Origin of the sequence: Amycolatopsis sulphurea (genome assembly GCF_002564045.1) — a bacterium.
GTDB lineage: Bacteria > Actinomycetota > Actinomycetes > Mycobacteriales > Pseudonocardiaceae > Amycolatopsis > Amycolatopsis sulphurea.
Window position 1 is genome coordinate 1,143,565 of sequence record NZ_PDJK01000002.1, and the last position, 17,834, is coordinate 1,161,398.

At 71.6% G+C, this 17,834-nt stretch carries 17 protein-coding genes; 4 read left to right on the top strand and 13 right to left on the bottom strand.

Features of this window, described 5'->3' with window-relative positions:
* Positions 1-35 precede the first annotated feature (35 nt).
* Entirely contained in the window at positions 36-386 is a 351-nt protein-coding gene (locus tag ATK36_RS11200; protein ID WP_211291855.1) for an ArsR/SmtB family transcription factor, read from the top strand.
* Positions 383-892 (top strand): SRPBCC domain-containing protein, encoded by a 510-nt coding sequence (locus ATK36_RS11205; RefSeq protein ID WP_098511184.1) that lies wholly within the window; start codon positions 383-385, stop codon positions 890-892. Before ATK36_RS11200 ends, ATK36_RS11205 begins: the two co-directional genes overlap by 4 nt.
* 50 nt (positions 893-942) lie before the next feature.
* Here ATK36_RS11205 and nudC read toward each other — a convergent pair whose 3' ends face one another.
* Genes nudC through ATK36_RS11235 form a run of 6 tightly spaced genes read right to left on the bottom strand, consistent with a single transcriptional unit; the run spans position 943 to position 8,275 of the window.
* Complete coding sequence (gene nudC / locus ATK36_RS11210) at positions 943-1,962, bottom strand: NAD(+) diphosphatase (protein WP_098511185.1); 1,020 nt, start codon at positions 1,960-1,962, stop codon at positions 943-945.
* The gene (locus tag ATK36_RS11215; protein WP_098511186.1) at positions 1,962-3,341 is read right to left on the bottom strand and encodes a M16 family metallopeptidase; all 1,380 of its coding nucleotides are present in this window, start codon (positions 3,339-3,341) and stop codon (positions 1,962-1,964) included. The genes nudC and ATK36_RS11215 overlap by 1 nt, the downstream gene beginning before the upstream one ends.
* A complete protein-coding gene (locus ATK36_RS11220) occupies positions 3,338-4,633 on the bottom strand; it encodes a M16 family metallopeptidase (RefSeq protein WP_098511187.1) in 1,296 nt (431 codons plus the stop codon). Before ATK36_RS11220 ends, ATK36_RS11215 begins: the two co-directional genes overlap by 4 nt.
* Before the next feature lie 10 nt (positions 4,634-4,643).
* Entirely contained in the window at positions 4,644-6,221 is a 1,578-nt protein-coding gene (locus ATK36_RS11225) for a DUF2207 family protein (RefSeq protein ID WP_098511188.1), read from the bottom strand.
* On the bottom strand, positions 6,218-7,441 hold the full coding sequence (locus ATK36_RS11230) for a DUF2207 domain-containing protein (protein ID WP_245914620.1): 1,224 nt from the start codon (positions 7,439-7,441) through the stop codon (positions 6,218-6,220). The genes ATK36_RS11225 and ATK36_RS11230 overlap by 4 nt, the downstream gene beginning before the upstream one ends.
* A gap of 6 nt (positions 7,442-7,447) precedes the next feature.
* Positions 7,448-8,275: an RDD family protein gene (locus ATK36_RS11235; protein ID WP_098511189.1), complete on the bottom strand. Its 828-nt coding sequence runs from the start codon at positions 8,273-8,275 to the stop codon at positions 7,448-7,450.
* Between the two features lie 40 nt (positions 8,276-8,315).
* On the opposite strand from ATK36_RS11235, the gene ATK36_RS11240 reads away from it, so the two are divergent.
* Positions 8,316-9,320, top strand: a complete 1,005-nt coding sequence (locus tag ATK36_RS11240) for a stage II sporulation protein M (RefSeq protein ID WP_098511190.1) — start codon at positions 8,316-8,318, stop codon at positions 9,318-9,320.
* A 62-nt stretch (positions 9,321-9,382) separates the two neighbouring features.
* Here ATK36_RS11240 and ATK36_RS11245 read toward each other — a convergent pair whose 3' ends face one another.
* The 5 genes from ATK36_RS11245 to ATK36_RS11265 are packed head-to-tail and all read right to left on the bottom strand — an operon-like array spanning position 9,383 to position 14,798.
* Entirely contained in the window at positions 9,383-10,669 is a 1,287-nt protein-coding gene (locus tag ATK36_RS11245) for a DUF58 domain-containing protein (RefSeq protein ID WP_098511191.1), read from the bottom strand.
* A 4-nt stretch (positions 10,670-10,673) separates the two neighbouring features.
* A complete protein-coding gene (locus ATK36_RS11250; protein WP_098511192.1) occupies positions 10,674-11,642 on the bottom strand; it encodes an AAA family ATPase in 969 nt (322 codons plus the stop codon).
* Positions 11,639-12,766 (bottom strand): DUF4350 domain-containing protein, encoded by a 1,128-nt coding sequence (locus ATK36_RS11255; protein WP_098511193.1) that lies wholly within the window; start codon positions 12,764-12,766, stop codon positions 11,639-11,641. The genes ATK36_RS11250 and ATK36_RS11255 overlap by 4 nt, the downstream gene beginning before the upstream one ends.
* Positions 12,763-13,398, bottom strand: coding sequence for a DUF4129 domain-containing protein (locus tag ATK36_RS11260; RefSeq protein WP_098511194.1), 636 nt, complete (start codon positions 13,396-13,398; stop codon positions 12,763-12,765). Before ATK36_RS11260 ends, ATK36_RS11255 begins: the two co-directional genes overlap by 4 nt.
* Positions 13,392-14,798, bottom strand: a complete 1,407-nt coding sequence (locus ATK36_RS11265; RefSeq protein WP_245914622.1) for a DUF7847 domain-containing protein — start codon at positions 14,796-14,798, stop codon at positions 13,392-13,394. Before ATK36_RS11265 ends, ATK36_RS11260 begins: the two co-directional genes overlap by 7 nt.
* A 197-nt stretch (positions 14,799-14,995) precedes the next feature.
* Between ATK36_RS11265 and ATK36_RS11270 the strand changes: the two genes are divergently transcribed.
* Positions 14,996-16,132, top strand: a complete 1,137-nt coding sequence (locus tag ATK36_RS11270) for a neutral zinc metallopeptidase (RefSeq protein WP_211291856.1) — start codon at positions 14,996-14,998, stop codon at positions 16,130-16,132.
* On the opposite strand, the gene ATK36_RS11275 is transcribed toward ATK36_RS11270, so the two are convergent.
* Positions 16,133-16,606 carry a hypothetical protein gene (locus tag ATK36_RS11275; RefSeq protein WP_342752003.1) on the bottom strand — a complete coding sequence of 158 codons (474 nt, stop codon included), beginning with the start codon at positions 16,604-16,606 and terminating at the stop codon, positions 16,133-16,135.
* Positions 16,607-16,746: 140 nt separating this feature from the next.
* Positions 16,747-17,829: a potassium channel family protein gene (locus tag ATK36_RS11280; protein WP_098511197.1), complete on the bottom strand. Its 1,083-nt coding sequence runs from the start codon at positions 17,827-17,829 to the stop codon at positions 16,747-16,749.
* Between the last annotated feature and the right edge of the window lie 5 nt (positions 17,830-17,834).

The following is a 17,834-nucleotide window of genomic DNA, read 5'->3' on the forward strand; positions in this document are numbered from 1 at the left end:
TGTAGCCGGGCGGCGACACGTTGACAGGTGACCTTATGGTCACCTATTCTCGGCGGGTGCCCGACGACGATCCGGTGTTCAAGGCACTGGCGGATCCGACCCGCCGGTTCCTGCTCGATCTGCTCTTCGCCCGCGACGGCCGCACGCTCACCGAGCTGGAGTCCGAAGTGGACATGACGCGGTTCGGGGTGATGAAGCACCTCAAGCTGCTGGAGGGGGCCGGGCTCGTCGTGACCCGCAAGGAGGGCCGGGAGAAGCGGCACTTCCTCAACGCAGTGCCCATCCGGCAGATCCACGACCGGTGGATCGGCAAGTACACCGCACACCACGTTGCCACGCTGCTCGACCTCAAGGCCGAGCTCGAAACCGAGGAGCCACCGTCATGACCGAGACCCGGACCGTGCAGGTCAACCGCGTGTACATCAAGGCGTCCGCGCAGCAGGTGTGGGACGCGATCACCCGGCCGGAGTGGACCGCCCGCTACGGCTACGGCGGGTTCGCCGAGTACGACCTGCGCCCCGGCGGCACACACCGCACCAAGCCGACCCCGGAGTTCGTCGAGGCCGGGTTCACCACCGATCTGATCACCGGCGAGGTGCTGGAGGCGAACCCGCCGCGCAAGCTGGTGATCACCTGGAAGCTGCTGATGGACCCGAGTCTCGAGGCCGAGCCCGCCACCACGCTCACCTTCGACGTCGAACAGACTCAGGCCGCGGGCGTCCGGCTCACCATCACCCACGACCTGACCGGCGCGCCGAACCACGCCGCGCTGGTGTCCGGCGCGCGCGAGGACATCGACGCCAAGCCCGGCGAGAGCGCGGGCGGCGGCTGGGCCTGGATGCTGTCCGACCTCAAGTCGCTGCTGGAGACCGGGCACGGCATCGCGTCCTGACCGCGCACGGTTGCGCAGGGGCCGTCACTGGCTCGGCTCCTGCGCGGCATTCACTCCTCGGCTTCCGCCCACGCCTTCAGCATCACCCGGGCGATCGAGGAGTTCCCGGGCAGCAGGAGGCGGGCCGCACCGTCCGCGATCGGGGTCGGGATCGGTTCCCTGGTCGGAGTACCCCGGTTGCGGAAGGCCGCGCGCACGTCGGCGCGCGCGACCCACAGGGCCTCTTCGATCTCGTCCTCGGCCGGGATCAGCGGGGCGGAGCGATCGGCGCGGGCGGTGAAGCCGAGCATGATCGAGCGCGGGAACGGCCACGGCTGGCTGCCCAGGTAACGCACGTCGGACACCTCGACGCCGATCTCCTCGCGGATCTCCCGCGAAACGCAGCCTTCGAGCGACTCCCCCGCCTCGACGAACCCGGCCAGCACCGAGTACCGGTCGGCGGGCCAGATCGGCTGACGGGCCAGCAGCACGTGCGAGCCGTTGACCCCGTCGGTGTCGTGCACCAGGCAGATCACCGCGGGGTCGGTGCGCGGGTATTCCTCGTGGCCCTTGGCCGCGCACCGGCTCGCCCAGCCGAACTGAATGAGCTCCGTCGGCGAGCCGTCGCGGGTGCAAAAGCGGGCCTGGCGCCGCCAGTGCCGCAGTGCCTGCGCGGTGGTGAACAGCCCGGCCGACGTGTCGTCCAGCTGGTCGCCGTAGCCCCGCAGCTCGACCCAGATCTCACCGTCGACGCGGGGGACCTCCTCCACCACGCCCCAGCTGCCCGCCATCCGCACGGTCTCGGCGTCGCCCTCGATCCGGCCGGGCAGCGACCAGTAGTCGACGTCCTCCCATTCGCCGAGGAACACCGCGTCCGCCGGCGGTTCCCCGCCGAAGTCGACTGCCTTGCGGGTGGCCAGCGCGGAACCGCCCTCGGCGACCGGCGTGCGCCCGTTGTCGTCGAGCAGCACGACCCGCGCCTCGGGCCATTTCCCGATCAGCCGCGCAGGATCGGCGCGCAAGGTCTCCTGTCGGTCCACAGTGGACCGGGACAGGGTGGGCAGCGCGCCGAGGGTGAACCGGCCGGGCATCAGTCCCGCACCGTGACCCCGCCGAGCGCGGTCAGCTTGGCTGCCAGCAGGTCCGCGTCGCCGACCACCACGCCCGTGAACCGGCCGGGGGCGAAGAACTCCAGCGCCGCCTGCGCCACCTGTTCGCCGGTGACCGCGGCGAGCCGCGCCGGGTGCTGCTGCAGCCACTCCACGCCGAGCCCGGCGCTGGCCAGCGCCGTCAGCTGGGCGGCGAGCCCGGCCTGCGATGAACTGGCGGTGACCAGCGAGCCGATGGCGTACTGCCGCACCGATTCGGTCTCCTCGGCGGTCGGCGGCACGAGCCCGAGCCTGGCCAGCTCGTAACGGGTCTCCAGCAGCGCGGCCGGGGTCACCTCGTTGGCCGTGTCCGCCTCGACGTTCAGCACGGCCTGATCGGCGGTGAACTCGAACCCCGAGTGCGCGCTGTAGGTGTAACCCTTGTCCTCACGGATGTTCTCCACCAGCCGCGAGGAGAAATAGCCGCCGTAGGCCAGGTTCGCCAGCTGCGCCGCCGGGTAGCGCGGATCGGTGCGCGGCACCGCCTGCGCGGACAGCCGGATCTGCGACTGCACCGCACCGGCGCGCGGCACCAGCAGCACGTCGCCACCGGTCAGCTCCGGCAGCACGGGCAGCCGCACCGCGACGCGGTCCGAAGCCCAGCCGCCGAGCGCGCGCTCCACCTCCGCGGGCACCGACTGGGGGTCGATGTCGCCGACCAGCACCAGCACGGATCCGCGCGGCAGCACCGAAGCCGCGTGCAGCGCGCGTACCTGCTCGGGCGTGACCGTGGCGACCTCATGCGCCTCCGGCGTCTCCCGCGTCACCGGGTGGTCGCCGTAGCGGTGCTTCTGCAGCGCTTCCCGGGCGATCGTGCGTGGCTGCGTGCGGGCGACGGCGATGCGCTCCAGCAGCCGGTCGCGTTCGCGCAGCACCTCGGTGTCGCTGTAGGTGGCGCCGGTCAGCGCGTCGCCGAGCACGTCCAGCAGCGTGGGCAGCCCTTCGGCCAGCGCGGAACCGCTGAAGTACAGCCGCTCCGGGTCGACACCGGAACCGAGGTCGCCGCCGATCAGCGCCAGCTCCGCGTCGATCTCCACCCGGTCGCGGCGCGCGGTGCCGGAGAGCACGGTCTCCGCGAGCACCTCCGCAATGGCCGCATGCAGCCGGTCCTCGCCTCCGAACGGGACCCACAGCCGCAGCTCGACCAGCGGCACGGTGGCGTTGCGCACGGCCAGCACCCGCAGCCCGGTGCCCAGCGTGGTGTCCACATGCGACAGTTCGGCGGCGGCGCGCTGCGCGCCGAGCGCGGGTAGCGGGCGCGGACCGGCGGCGGTGCGGCCGATCTCCTCGGCGCTGCGGTGGGCCTGCGTCGGGGAACTCACTGTTCGTCCGTCCCTTCGGTGGTGGCGGGATGCACGACGAGGACCGCACGCGAGTTCGGGCGCAGTGCCTTCGCCGCGGCCGAAACGGCTTCGCCGGTGATCGCGGACATCCGGTCGGCGAGCCGGTAGACCAGTGCCGCGTCGCCGTAGAGCAGCTCGAACGCGCCGAGCGCGAGCGTGCGCGAGACCAGGCGGTCGTGCTCGGAGTGCAGGCTGGCCGCCCAGCGCGCGGTGACCTTCTTCAGCTCGCGCTCGTCCGGCGGGGTGGAGGCGAGCTTCTCCAGCTCCTCGTCGAGCGTGGCCAGCACGCGTTCGCGCGGCACGTCCGGCGGGTGGATCGCGGTGATGGTGAAGGTGTCCGGGTCGCGGGCCTCGAACGGGCCGAACAGCCCGGCGCCCGCGCCGATCTCGATCACCAGTGGTTCGAGGTGCACCATCCGCTGCTGCAGCCGCGAGCCGTCCCCGTCGGTCAGCACGCCGGCGAGCACCAGGCAGGCGAGGTAGCCGTCGAGATCGTCGACCGGGTCCGGCATCCGGTAGCCCACGGCCAGCGCGGGCAACGGCGCGTGCGCGTCCTCGTGCTCACCGTGCAGCTCGGTCTCCGGCAGCGGCTCGGCGAAGGACGGGCGGACCGGCGCGGGCCGGTACGGAACGTCGCCGAAGTGCTTCTGGATGAGCGCTTTGGCGTTCTCGACCGCCAGGTCACCGGCGACGGTGAGCACCGCGTTGGCGGGCGAGTAGTAGGTGTCGAAGAAGGCGGCGCAGTCGTCCAGCGTGGCGCCCTCCAAATCCTCGAACGCGCCGTAGCCGTCGTGCGCGTTGGCGAAGGAGGAGTAGAGCACCGGCGGGAGCAGGATCCAGGGGAACCCGCCGTAGGGCCGGTTGCGCACGTTGAGCCGGATCTCCTCCTTGACGACCTCGATCTGGTTCGCCAGGTTCTCCGCGGTCAGCTTCGGCGCGCGCATGCGGTCGGCTTCGAGGAACAGCGCCCGCTCCAGCGCGGCCGAGGGCAGCACCTCGTAGTAGTCGGTGTAGTCCGGGTGGGTGGACCCGTTGAAGGTGCCGCCGCTGGACTGCACGTGCCGGAAGTGCGCGAGCTTCTCCAGGCTCTCGCTGCCCTGGAACATCAGGTGCTCGAAGAGGTGCGCGAAGCCGGTCAGCCCCTCCGGCTCGGAGCGGAAGCCGACGTCGTAGTGCACGCTGACGCCGACGACCGGCGCGGTCGGGTCCGGTGCGAGCACCACGCGCAGACCGTTGTCGAGGGTGTAGCGGACGAGCTCGGGATCGGCCATGCCCCCCACCCTACGCAGATGGGACGGTCCCCGGCTCTTCTGGTCGCACCCGAGTCGCCCCGCCGCGAGCGCCGGTCAGAGCGGCGCCCAGCGCAGCGGCGAATTCGCTGGCCAGAGCCCCTTCGGCGGAGGTTCCATACCAGTACGCCGACAGCGAACGGCTGCCGTTCGCAAACTTCTCGATCCACGCATCCGCGTCGGCCAAGGCGTAGGCGTACGGCAACCCGCGTGAGAAGAGCACTTCACGCTCCGGCTCCGCTACTTCCGCCGGCTTCGTGGCCAACAGTCCCGAGTGGAGGCCGAGCAGCCGGTCCCGTAATTCGAGTCCGGTCGATGTACGAGCCGGGAGCCACCGTGCACCGATCGCCACCGCGGCACCTCCTGCAGCGAGCACAAGGCCAAGTTGCGCGTAACCGACGGTGAAGGCCAGCAGCACGGTCAAAAGCGCTCCGTACACGCACACCCGGACACCGATGCGGGACAGCCGTTCCGCACGCCGTGAGAACCAACGGCGCCGCACAACGTCGGCTGACAGCGCTGAGGGCACCCGTACGCGTGCTTCGCGCAGCGTTGACAACGTCACGGACTCGCCGGGCACGACGGCTTCGTACACCGCGCGTTCGTAGGTACCCAGCTGTGCGTCCGGCGGGTTGCGACGCAGCAGTACCCAGTCATCGCTGACCCAGAGGTAGTTGCGTACACAGAGGTCCAGCACCGTGGCAGTGAGGTCGACGGAGTCGGTACGCCCGGTCAGCAGCATCCCGATGTGGCCGGGAAGCACGCCGTCCGGCGAGGAGACCTGGCCGTCGGTCATCAACTGCACCGCGACCGGCCTACCGGCGCGCGCGTCCCGCCGACGCAGCACGAGCACCGTCGCCACGCCCACGCACAGCAGCGCCACGAGCGCGAACCACGCCCACCAGATCGGTGCTGTCGCAGCGAAGGCGCCCGCCACCGTGTCCGCGGGCACCAATCGTTCCGTCGCGGGCACCGTGCCACCGGGCAGCTCCGCAGTCAGCTGTACGCGTGAGCCCACCGCCAGCTTGGCCACCGAGACCCGGGTCAGACCACTGTGGTCGATCTGCGCCGCGCCACACCGCGTCGTGGAGCCGGGCGGGCCGGAGAGGCAGGTGAGCGCATCGGGCACGGCGGGACCGGCGAAGGTCGCCCGCACGAGTTCGATCCGGGTGTCCCAGCCGCCCGCGACATCCCAGGTCACGTTCTCCACGCCGAGGCTGCGGCCGACCACACCGTCCACCGTGTACCGGACGATCGAGGTGCCGCCGCCGAAATCGAAGCTCACCTGGTCATTGCCGGTCGCTGCGGTGGCCGCGCCCTCGATCCGCACGTCCCGCACGGAAAGCACGCGGTCGCGGTCGTTCCCGGCCCCCACGCGCAGCGGGATCGTGCGGGACATCGTGGTGCCGGGCGGCACGGAAACCGCCTCGGTGACCGAAAGACTGCCGTCGCGCTGGACCTTCAGCGCCACTTCCACGCTCTGCGGCAGCGTGGGCTGGTCCTGCGCGGCGGCGGGCGTCGCCACGCTCCAGAGCAGGACCGGAACCGCCAGCAGGGCCACGAACTTCACGGGCGGATGCTAGCCGCGTACCGCCGCCTGGACGTGGCAAGCACGCCGTCAAGCGCAGCGGTGAGCGAGGTTTCGGCGGGTTCGTCCGGAGTGCCCAGCGCCCGGCCGCGCGCGGTGCGAGCCGGGATCTTCACCACGGCGACGGCCAGACCGACGACGACTACAGCGAGGCCGACCAGCGCGTCGCCGACCGTGGTCGCGAGTACCACCGTGGTGAGTATGCCGAGCGCCACGAGCCCGAACCCGGCCCATCGAAGGCGCTGCGGCAGCCGGGAGAGCCAGCCGCGCCGGTAGGCCTCCTCATCGAGAAGTGCACGCAGCCGTTGCGGATCCGGACTTGCCGCGGCCAGTGGACCAGGCGGGAACGCGGCCTTGACAGCCGCTTCAAACGGCGTCAACGGGTCACCCTCGCCCTGGGTGATCTGCCGGTCCTCGGCGAACCGAAGATGACCGCGGGCGACAAGATCCAGCACAGCGCCGGTGATGTCGACTTCGCCCCGCGCGACATAGGCGACGTACGCGGAAGCCGTGGCGCCCGGCGAAGGCCCACCTTGCCGGTCACGACGGCGGAGACAGCCGACGACAACAGCGCCGAGAAGCACGAACAGCAGCGCCGCACCGAAGGCGACCGCGGACGCCGGGCCGAAGGCGAAGGCCGCGGCCAGCGGCGAGGAAGCGACAAACCGGGCGTTCACCGGTAAAGCACCGGCTGGGAGCTGCACAGCGAGGTCCATGCGTTCGCCCGCAGCGAGCCCATCCTGCTCGGCGTGCACCACGCTGTGGTCGCCGATTTCGGAAAAGGTGCACCGCCGGGCCGAACCGGCAGCGCCCGCGAAACAGTCCGATGTAGACGCTCCGGGCGCGGCGAAGTTCACGCTGACCTGGGACAACGCCCGGTCCCAGCCACCCGTGAGAGGCAGGCGCATTTCGCCGGTCGCGGCCACCGCTCCGTCCACTGTGTACGCAAGAACCCCAGGTCCGGTGAAGGTCACCACGTCACCGTCCACGCTCACCGCACCACTAACGCGGACGTCGGTGACGGAGTACAGCCGGTCCTGGTCAGCGGTGACCGGCACCCGCGCCGGAAGCCGGTGCGCCGCACGGGTACCGGTGGAGACGCGCTCGGTGACGGTGAGCCGTCCGTCTTGCATGGCAGTCACCGTGATGTCGTCGGCAAGGCCACCGGACAGTGCCGCGGCAACGGCCAGTTCAGCGAACACAGCACCTCAGCTCGGCGGGGTGAACGGGTTGTCGGACGGCGGCACGCGGGGAACCGGCGGCGGCTCGGGATGCGGCGGAAAGTGGCCGGCCTGCGCCCGGTTGCGCCGCTCGGCGAGCACCGTGGTGAGAAAGATCCACGGCGGCATGTCCGCCGGCAAGCCCACACCGATCGCCGCGGCCATCTGCTGAGCCAGCCCGTAACCGAGCGCGTGCGCCGCCTCCGGACGCAACTGGTGATACCGGCCGAGGAACTGCCGCGCGGCCAGGGCGAGTTCGTCGGGAACCTGGCTGAGGTCGAGCCGCGCGGCCCACGGCGCCAGCCACGGCGGCATCTGGAGCACCGGCTGCCTCGGCTCCGGCACGCGCTCGCGGATCACCAGCGTGCCCGCCAGGTAATCCCCGACCCGGCGGCCGTTCGACGAGGTCAGCGACACGATCAGGGCCACCGCGCCGAAAAAGCCGAGCGCCCAGAAGTCCACGAAGAACCCGGCGAGCGCGCGGGTGAGCGCGTGCCGGAAACGGATCGGGCCGCCGTCGAGCCGCACCACGCGCAGCCCCAGCGCGAGCTTGCCGAGCGAGCGGCCCCGGCTGAGCGTCTCGAACAGCACCGGGTATCCGATCACGACCAGCACGAACACTGTGAGCAGCAGTGCCACCGTCAGCGACGAGTCGAACGATCCCGCGGTGAGCAACAGCACGACCAGCGCGAAGAGCAGCACGACGGCCTGCACGAGCACGTCGATCAGCATCGCGACGCCGCGGCTGGCGAGTTTCGCCACCCGCAGGTCGAGGACCACGGCCTCACCGGTGACGAGATCGGACTCTTCCTGCACGAGGCCAGCGTAGAGCCCTAAACTCGGCGCGGGAGGAGATATGGACCTGGACGTGTTCGTCGCCGCGCACACCGCGGAGTGGACCCGGCTGAGCGAGCTGGTGCGGCGCCGCCGGCTCAGCGGCGCCGAGGCCGACGAACTCGTCGCGCTCTACCAGCGCGCCGCCACGCACCTGTCGGTGATCCGCTCGACCGCGCCCGACCCGGCGCTGCTGGCGAGGCTGTCCGGGCTCGTGGCCCGCGGCCGGTCGGCGGTCGCGGGTTCGCACAGCCCGGCGTGGCGCGAGGTGGCGCTGTTCTTCACCCGCCGGTTTCCCGCCGCGGTGTACCTCAGCCGCCGCTGGTGGCTCCCCGCCGCGCTGCTGTCGCTGGCCGTGATGGCGGTGCTCGGCGTGTGGGTCGCCCACGATCCGCAGGTGCGCTCGTCGCTGATCTCCCCGGACGAGCTGAGGGCGATGACCGCACCCGGCGGCCGGTACGAGAGCTACTACTCGAACGGCCCGGCCGCGGGATTCGCCGCGAAGGTGTGGACGAACAATGCCTGGGTCGCCGCTACCTGCCTGTTCCTCGGCATCGCGCTCGGCCTGCCGGTGATCTCCGCGCTGTGGCTGAATTCGCTCAACGTGGGCGTCGCGATCGGCCTGATGTCCTCGGCCGGCCGGGGTGACGTGCTGCTGGGCCTGCTCCTGCCGCACGGCCTGCTCGAACTGACCGCGGTGTTCATCGCCGCCGGAACCGGGCTGAAACTCGGCTGGACGGTGGTCGACCCCGGCCGCCGCTCCCGCACCGCCGCGCTGGCCGAACAGGGCCGTTCGGTGGTGGTGATCGCGCTCGGGCTGGCGTGCGTGTTGCTGGTGTCGGGGGTGATCGAGGCCTTCGTGACCCCTTCGGGCTGGCCCACCTGGCTGCGCATCAGCCTCGGCGCGCTGGTCGAAGTGCTGTTCCTGACCTACGTCTTCACCCTCGGCCGCCGTGCCGCCAGAGAGGGGGAAATGGGCGATCTGGACCGCGGCCTCGCCGGCGACGCCCTCCCCGAGGCAGGCTGACCCCCTCCCGCGAAAGGCTGTGAAGGGGCCCTTCACGGACTCTGAGTCCGTGAAGGGCCCCTTCACAGCCTCCCGGCGGCTTTGAGGGCGAGGTATCGGTCCGCCAGCGCGGGCGGGAGTTCCTCCGGAACAGCGTCCACCACGCCCACGCCGCGACGGGTCAAGCGGGCCACGGCCGACTCGCGATCGGCCAGCGTGCGAGCTGCGGCGGCAGCGTCGTAGACCGCTTCGGCATCACCACGGGCGCGGGCCATTTCCGCCACGCGGGGGTCGGCCACCGAGGCCAGCAGGACTTCGTGCCGCGCGGTCAGCGAGCCCAGCACCGGGAACAGGCCTTCCTCCAGCGCCGCCGGTTCCAGCCCGGTCAGCAACACCACCAGCGCACGACGACGGGTGCGGCGCAGCACTTCCGCGACCATTCCCCGGGCGTCAGTCTCCACTAAGGACGGTTCGATCGGGGCGAGCGCGTTGACCAGCGACGGCAGCAAGGTCTTCGAGTTCGGCACCGACGCGCGGACCTGGCGGTCGTAGGCCACCAGGTCCACCCGGTCACCGGCGCGCGAGGCGAGGGCGGCCAGCAGCAGGGCCGCGTCCATCGCGGCGTCCAGCCTGGGCGCATCACCGACGCGCCCTGCCGAGACCCGGCCGGTGTCCAGGACCAGCACCACCTGCCGGTCACGTTCCGGGCGCCAGGTCCGGACCATCACTTCCGACGCGCGAGCGGTCGCGCGCCAATCGATCGAGCGCACGTCGTCACCGATGACGTACTCGCGCAAGGAATCGAACTCCGTGCCCTGGCCGCGGATCAGCACCGCGTTGCGGCCGTCCAGCTGCTGCAGCCGGGCCAGCCGCGAAGGCAGGTGCTTGCGGCTGTGGAACGGCGGCAGCACCCGCACCGTCCACGGCACCTGGTGCGAGCCCTGCCGAGCGGCCAAACCCAACGGCCCCAAGGCACGCACGGTCACCAGCGCCGCGCTGCGATCGCCTCGCCGGGTCGGCCGCAGCTGCGTGGTGCAGGCCTGCCGCTCCCCCGGCGGCACGGACACCCGATGCCGGTCGTCCGCGCGGGCACTCGGCGGCCACGCGTCCCGCAGCAGCCCGCGAACCCTGCGACGGCCCGGGTTGGCGACCAGCAACGTCACCGAAGCCCGCTCACCGAGCCGGACGGAAGTCGTTCCCCGGCGCGAAAACTGCAGCGCTCGCACGCTCCCGGCCAACGCGACGTCCACCGCGACCAGGACGAGCAGCACCGCGACCACGGCGAGCACGCCGGTGACAGACGGGAACAGCAGCCCCACCACCAGCGCCCCCAGCAACGCCAGCAGCCCGAGCCGCCCGGTCAGCGCCATCGCGTCAACGCGGCACCGGCACGGCGGCCAGCACCCGGTCCAGGACACCGTCGGCGGTGACGCCCTCCAGCTCCGCCTCGGGTCGTACGTCGAGCCGGTGCCGCAGAGCGGGCCGGGCGAGCGCCTTGACGTCGTCCGGAGTCGCGTAATCGCGGCCTGCCAGCCAGGCCCACGCCCGGGTCACGGCGAGCAAACCCGTTGCGCCACGCGGGGAAACGCCCAGCCGGACGGCGGGCAGCTCCCGCGTCGCCCGGCACAGGTCGACCACGTAGCCGATCACCTCCGGGCCGACCGTCACCTTCGCCACGGCCTGCCGGGCCGCGGCCAGCTCCGCCGCGCCGGCCACCGGGCGCACCCCGGCCGCGGCCAGCTCCCGCGGGTCGAACCCCTGCGCGTGCCGCAACAGGATGGCGACTTCGTCCTCTCGCGACGGAGCGGGCATGGTCAGCTTGAGCAGAAATCGGTCCAGCTGCGCTTCGGGCAACGGGTAGGTGCCCTCGTACTCCACCGGGTTCTGCGTCGCGATCACGATGAACGGATCGGGCAGCGGACGCGTCCGCCCGTCGATCGACACCTGCCGCTCCTCCATCGCTTCCAACAGCGAGGACTGCGTTTTCGGCGGAGTGCGGTTGATTTCGTCGGCGAGCATCAGGTTCGTGAAGACCGGGCCTTCCCGGAAGGAGAACTCGCCGCTGTGCGCGTCGTACACAATGGACCCGGTGACGTCGCCCGGCATCAGGTCCGGGGTGAACTGCACCCGGGTGGTCTTCAGGTCCAGCGAAGCGGCGAGCGCCCGTACCAGCAACGTTTTCGCCACCCCGGGCACGCCTTCGAGCAGCACATGGCCCCGGCAGAGCAGCGCGAGGATCAGCCCGGTGACCGCCGCGTCGTTGCCCACCACAGCTTTTCCGACCTCGGCGCGCAACGCGATCAGCGCCGACCGCGCGTCGTCCGGGGCCTGTTCGGTACTCACGAACGCTCCACCTCTCGTTCCACCCTGTCCAGTTCGTCCGCCAGCCGCACGAGCGCGGGCTCGTCCCGCACCGGCGGACCGCAGAGCACCGCGCCGACGTCGGCCGCGGCACGGCCGGTCCGCGCGCACACCGTCTCCACGACGGCGGACGGCTCCGCCTCTCGCGGCAGCCCCAGTCTCGTCCGCAACCGCCCGCGAGCGGCCTCCCGCAGCGTCTCCCCGGCGTGTCCGGCCGCGCCGCCCCGGCGGTACAGCCGCGCGCGACCTTCGGCCGTTTCCGCCGCCCGCACCACGATCGGCAGCGGCTCCCGTACCACCGGCCCCAGCCGGCGTGCCCGCCACAAGGCGAACAGCACCACGGCGATCCCCGCGGTCAACGCACCGTAACGCCAGCCGGGCGGGATCAGCTCGACGAACGGCTTCTGCCGGCTCGCCAAAGCGGGATCCGCGGTCGAAGGCACGTACCAGACCAGCCGCGGGTGATCGCCGAGCAACCGCATGCCGAACGCCGCGTTGCCCTCGTCCGCGATCCGATCGTTGGTCAACGGGGTTCCGGTACCGACCACGGTGGTCGTGCCGGAAGGACCGCCCAGCTGCACGAAAGTCGCCTGGTAACACAAGCGCGCAGTCCGGTCTCCGGTCCGGTAATGCCCGCCGCCAAGGGTCGCCGTGCCCGCAGCGACAGCCGCGCCGACGGTGCAATCCGGCTCCAGCACACGCTCGCCTCCGCTGCCGTTCACCTTCACCGACGGCACGGTCTGCGCGAGCGAACTGGGACCGGGCGCGATGAGCACGAGGTGCGCGACACGACGGCTCAGCTCGGACAACCCGTTGCCCGGCACGAGATCCGGATTGGTGACGAGCAACGTGCCACCGTCGCCCGCTTCTCGTGCTTCGGCAAGCGTGTGCACGGCACTGATTTCCACGCCTTCCTGCTCCAGCAGATGCGCGAGCGCGTGGCTGCCGCCCGGCTCGTAGGAACCCGGTTCGAGATCGCCACTGGTCTGGTCGCCTCGGCTGAGCACGAGAACCAGCGCGGTCAGCACGATCAGCAGCAGAACCGCCAGCGGGACCCGCGCGCCCCGCCAAATCCGCTGCAGATCAGGGGAAACCGAAGTGCTCACGCGTCCACCAGAACCGGCTTCGCCCGCTGGACACGCTCGTCGAGCCCGGTCAGCATCCGGTAACCGGCCTCGGTGCCGGGCCGTCCGCCGTAGTGCACGTCGTCGAACAGACGGGCCGCGGCGGCAAGGTCTTCGGCAAGGCCCGGCAGCACCACACCGGCCTCCGCGGCGGCCTCGTCCGCGGTGCGGCCGGAACGGTCTTCGAGCACCGTCCGTTCCTCCAAACCCCGCACCAGCGCTCGGAAGCGCTCCCGCACTGCGTCTGCGAGCTGCCCGCGCGCAGCAGCTTCCCCGGCAGCACGCCGGTACTCGTCAGCGGAGCGACGACGCCCGGTGAACACCTCGCCGGCGGCTCGCGCGGCCCGGCCGACCCGCCCGATCCTCAACCGCACCACGACAATCAGCACGATCAGCAGCCCCAGCACCAACAGCACGCCCAGCGGACCGCCGGGGACGCCGTCGAGCTCGGCGAGTAGCTCGGAGATCCGCTGCCCCAGCCACTGCATGATCTGCTGGAACAGCCCCGGCCGCGCGGCCGGGTACGCCGGATCCCGCAGCTCCTCGATCGCCCGCAGCCGAGCCGGGTCCCGGTCGATGTCGACCGGGACGTCGGTGAGCCGGAAGATCACCACGCCTGCGGCGGCTGCAGGCCCGCTGCCCTGGCCAGCTCGATGTCCATGCCCTCGCGCCGCATCCGCTGGTCGATGTAGAGCAGCACGGTGACCAGCGCGGTGAACGGCGTGACGAGGGTCGAGGCGATCACCGCGCCCACCGACTGCAGGACCAGCCCACCGGTGCTCACCTGCGGCAACGACGCGTTCTGCGGGTCGAACATGCCGCTGAGGGCACCCGAACCGACGCTGAACGGGATGCCGATGATCATGGTGATCAGCCAGCCGATGATCGCGGCCAGCAGCAGCACGCCGAACACCCGCCAGAACGACCCGGTCACCAGCTTGACCGAGCGGGCGAACGCCTGCCTGATCGTGCCGCGTTCGAGCACCAGCGCCGCACCGGCCAGCGACCAGAACACGTACGGGATGACCGGCAGGATCACCGCGAGCACCCCGAACAGGATCGCGACCGGGCCGAGCGCCAGCCCGAGCAGCACCGCGACCCCCGCGCCGGCCGCGCAGGCGGTCAGCACCGCGGCGCCGTAGAGGACGGTCAGCACGAGCAGCCGCAGCAACCGCGGCGCGGCTTCACTCATCGCGGACCGGAAGCCGACCGGGCGGCCGAGCACCGCCTTGCCCATCACCACGGTGAGGAACCCGGTCAGGAAGGCCTGCCCGAGCAGCCCGATCACCAGCGACGGGACCAGGCTCAGCAGCGTCGAGCCGAGCAGGTTGTACAGCGCGTTCAGCTGCTCGGCCTGGCTGGCCGCCGGGCCGATCCGGGCCACCCGCTCGAAATCGGGCACGATCAGCAGCGAGACCACCAGATTCAGCCCCGCGGTGACCACCGCGACGATCGCGGACACCCCGAGGATGAGCAGCGGATACCGGCGGATCGCGGTGATCGCGCCGTCGAGCAGATCGCTGATGTTCAACGGCCGCAACGCGATCACGCCCGGCTTGCCGAGTCCCTGCGGGTTCCAGCCGCGCGGCGGGCCATAGCCGTGCCCACCCTGGTACGACGGTGGCGGCGGGGGTGGCGAACCAGGGGCCTGCCACTGCCCGCTCACGCTCGGCGGCGGCGTCCATCCCGGCGGCACGGCATCGGCGTGCGGAGCGCTTCCCGGCTGCGCGGGAACCTCCGGCGACGGCGGCTGCCCAGCACTCGACGGCTGTCCGGGAACCTTCGCGACGGCGTCCGGCGGCAGCGTGACCGGCGGCCCGGAATCCCCCGTGACCCCACCGGATGACGGCTGCCCGGCATCTCCCGCCGTGTCGTCCGGCTTCGCCGGTTCCCCGGCGCCGACATCACCCGGTGGCGGGGTCTGTGCGGCCCCGGACGCCCCGGGCACCGGGATGCCCTGGCCCGGCGTCGGCGAGTCCTCGCCGGAACCGGGCGAACCGGGTGTGTCAGTCATCGAAGCCCCTCGTCTGCGCCGCCCTGCACTTGCTGCCGTCACTCTTCCAGAGGGTTCCGCACCAGGCCAGACCTGGGGTGACGTCCCGGCACCGGGGCAGAACGGGCAAAGTGCTGCGGAACCCGGGTCATCCCCCGATATGCTGAACGACGAGCCGGGGACGCCGGCCCGCGCCGAGACCCACCGGGAATGTCCTGATGACGCAACCGCCCTACGGCCCGCCGCCATCCGGACTGCCGATGGGACCGCCTCCGGGCAGCGGCCCGCTGGGACCTCCGCTCGCCCAGCCGAGGGGACCGCAGGCCACGCACGCGGGTCCGCCGCCGATGGGGCCGCCGCCTGGGTGGCCGCACCGGCCGCCGCCCCCGCCGCAGCGCAAGCCGGCCGGGCTGATCATCGGGCTCTGCCTCGGCGCGGTCGTGGTGCTGGTACTCGGGGTGGTGGCGATCGTCGCGCTGAACCGCTCCGGCGGGCAGCGCAGCAACACCGGACTTCAAAGCCCGAAGGCGCCGACCTCGGCGTACCAGCTGCCGCCGGACAACAGCCCGGTGAACAGCCCGCCCCCGGTGCGGACCAGCTCCCCGGTCCCGTCCTCCTCCTCGACCGAGTCCGGCCCGCACAAGATCCTCAAGCTGAGCGAGCACCCGATCCTGCAGGATCCGAACGCGGGGCTGAAGAACCTGTCCTGCGAGCTGCCCGCCTGGCAGAGCACGCCGGACGGCGCGGAAGCCTTCTTCACCGCGGCGAGCAAATGCCTCGACGCCGCGTGGGGGCCGTTCCTGGAGTCCTACAACCTGCCGTTCACCCCGCCCACGCTGCACTTCCCGACCGGGCCGAGCTTCGAGACCGCCTGCGGCTCCATCCAGGTCGGCATCGCGACCGCGGCCTACTACTGCGAGAACAACCTGTACGTCCCGTTCAAGGGCCTGCAAACCGACCAGTACGGCAACAACCCCGGCGTCTACCTGGCGTTGTTCGCGCACGAGTACGGCCACCACGTACAGGAGGTCGCGGGCATCATGGACGCGGTCTGGCAGAAGATCTACGCCGCGGGCCAGAACAGCGCGACCGGGCTGGAGCTGTCCCGGCGCAAGGAACTGCAGGCGCAGTGCTTTTCCGGCATGTTCCTCGGCGCGCACGTCGACGAGGGCACCGTCACCCGCGAGATGTACAACAAGGCTTGGAACGACCAGGAAACCCGTGGGGACAACACCTCGCGCAGCCACGACCACGGCACCAACGCGCATTACGCGCAGTGGTGGCGCACCGGCGCGAAGGACAACCGGATCGTCGACTGCAACACCTTCTCCGCGCCTTCGTCCGCGGTGAGCTGATCAGCTGCTCAGCAGGGCCAGCCGCCCGGGTCCGCGGATCACCAGGAACGCGTACATCCCGCCGCAGAAGCAGGCGAACACCAGCAGCGCCAGCGCGATCGGAGCGCGCGGGTCGTGCGAACCGCTGGTGGCGTCGGCGGCGGTGACCGCCACCGTGCCCTCGGCCGCCGCGTTGTCCGGCACGACCACCTGGACGTGCTCGTCCTTGCCGTGCCCGCAGCTGTCCAGGGTGCCCTCGCGGGTCTTGCCGCCGAGCTGGAACCGCACCGCCTCACCGCTGCCGCCGCCCGTGCAGTCGACCGGCTTGGTGACCTGCGCGGCGACCGGGGCGCCCGCGACCTGTGGGGCGATGCCGAACAGGCCCGGGCCGGCGAACCAGGCGAGCAGCACGATGGCCACGCCGGTGACCACCGGGATGCCCACCTGCAGCCACCGCTGGACCGGGCTCTTGCTCGCTGGGTCGGAAACCTGCACGCCGCCATGCTTCCAGATCGCCCCGGCAAAACCCAGCGGCGGCCGCGTCCGGGTGGGCCCGGCGCAGCAGCCCTAGCTGGGCTTTCCGGCGGCGAACCCGGCCGCGCGCCGGAATCCGGCGTCGGCCATGTCACACCGGTTCAGCGCTCGATCTCCTCGACCTGGGTGACCTTCTTGACGTAGACCAGCCGGTCACCCGGTTCGATCGCGTCCGACTGCGGGGCGTCCACCCGGTAGAGCACCCCGCCGCGGACCAGGCCGAGCACGATGTCGGGCAGGTGCCGCGGCGAACCGCCCTCCTCGGCCGGTTCCACCGGGCGTTCCGCGATGGCCAGCCCGGACTCCGGGGTCAGCAGGTCCTCGACCATGTCCACCACGAGTGGGCTCGACGTCGCCATGCCGAGCAGCCGGCCGGCGGTCTCGCTCGAAACCACCACCTGGTTCGCGCCCGACTGCTTGAGCAGGTGGACGTTCTCCGCCTCGCGCACGGACGCCACGATGTGCGCCTTCGGCGCCAGCTCCCGCGCGGTCAGCGTGACCAGCACCGCGGTGTCGTCCCGGTTCGGCGCGACCACGACGGCGCGCGCGTGGTGGGCACCGGCGACCCGCAGCACGTCGGCGCGGGTGGCCGAACCGTGCACGGTCACCAGGCCGAGCGCGCTCGCCGCGTCCAGCGCCTGCTGATCGGTGTCCACCACGACGATCTGGTTCGGCTGGACCTCCTCGTCGCCGAGCAGGGCGTTGATCGCCGAGCGGCCCTTGGTGCCGAATCCGACGACGACGGTGTGGTCGCGCACCTTCGTCCTCCACTTCTGGATCTTGAATGCCTGCCGGGAGCGCTCGGTGAGCACCTCCAGCGTGGTACCGACGAGGACGATCAGGAAGAGCACCCGCAGCGGGGTGATGATCACGATGTTCACCAGCCGGGCCGAATCGGTCGCCGGGGCGATGTCGCCGTAGCCGGTGGTGGACAGCGAAACGGTCGAGTAGTAGATCGCGTCCAGGAAGGACACCCCGTCGCCGTTCGCGTCGCGGTAGCCGCCGCGGTCGGCGTACACGATCAGCACCGTGGCCAGCAGGGCCAGCAGCGCACCGATGATCCGCTTGACGATCGAGCGCATCGGGCTGACGGTCAGCTCGGGCATCCTGATCACGCCGACGAGCTCGTGGTCGGGCCGGTCGTTGAGCCGGACGTTGAGCGGCAGCCGCCGCAGAGCCTTCATTTCAC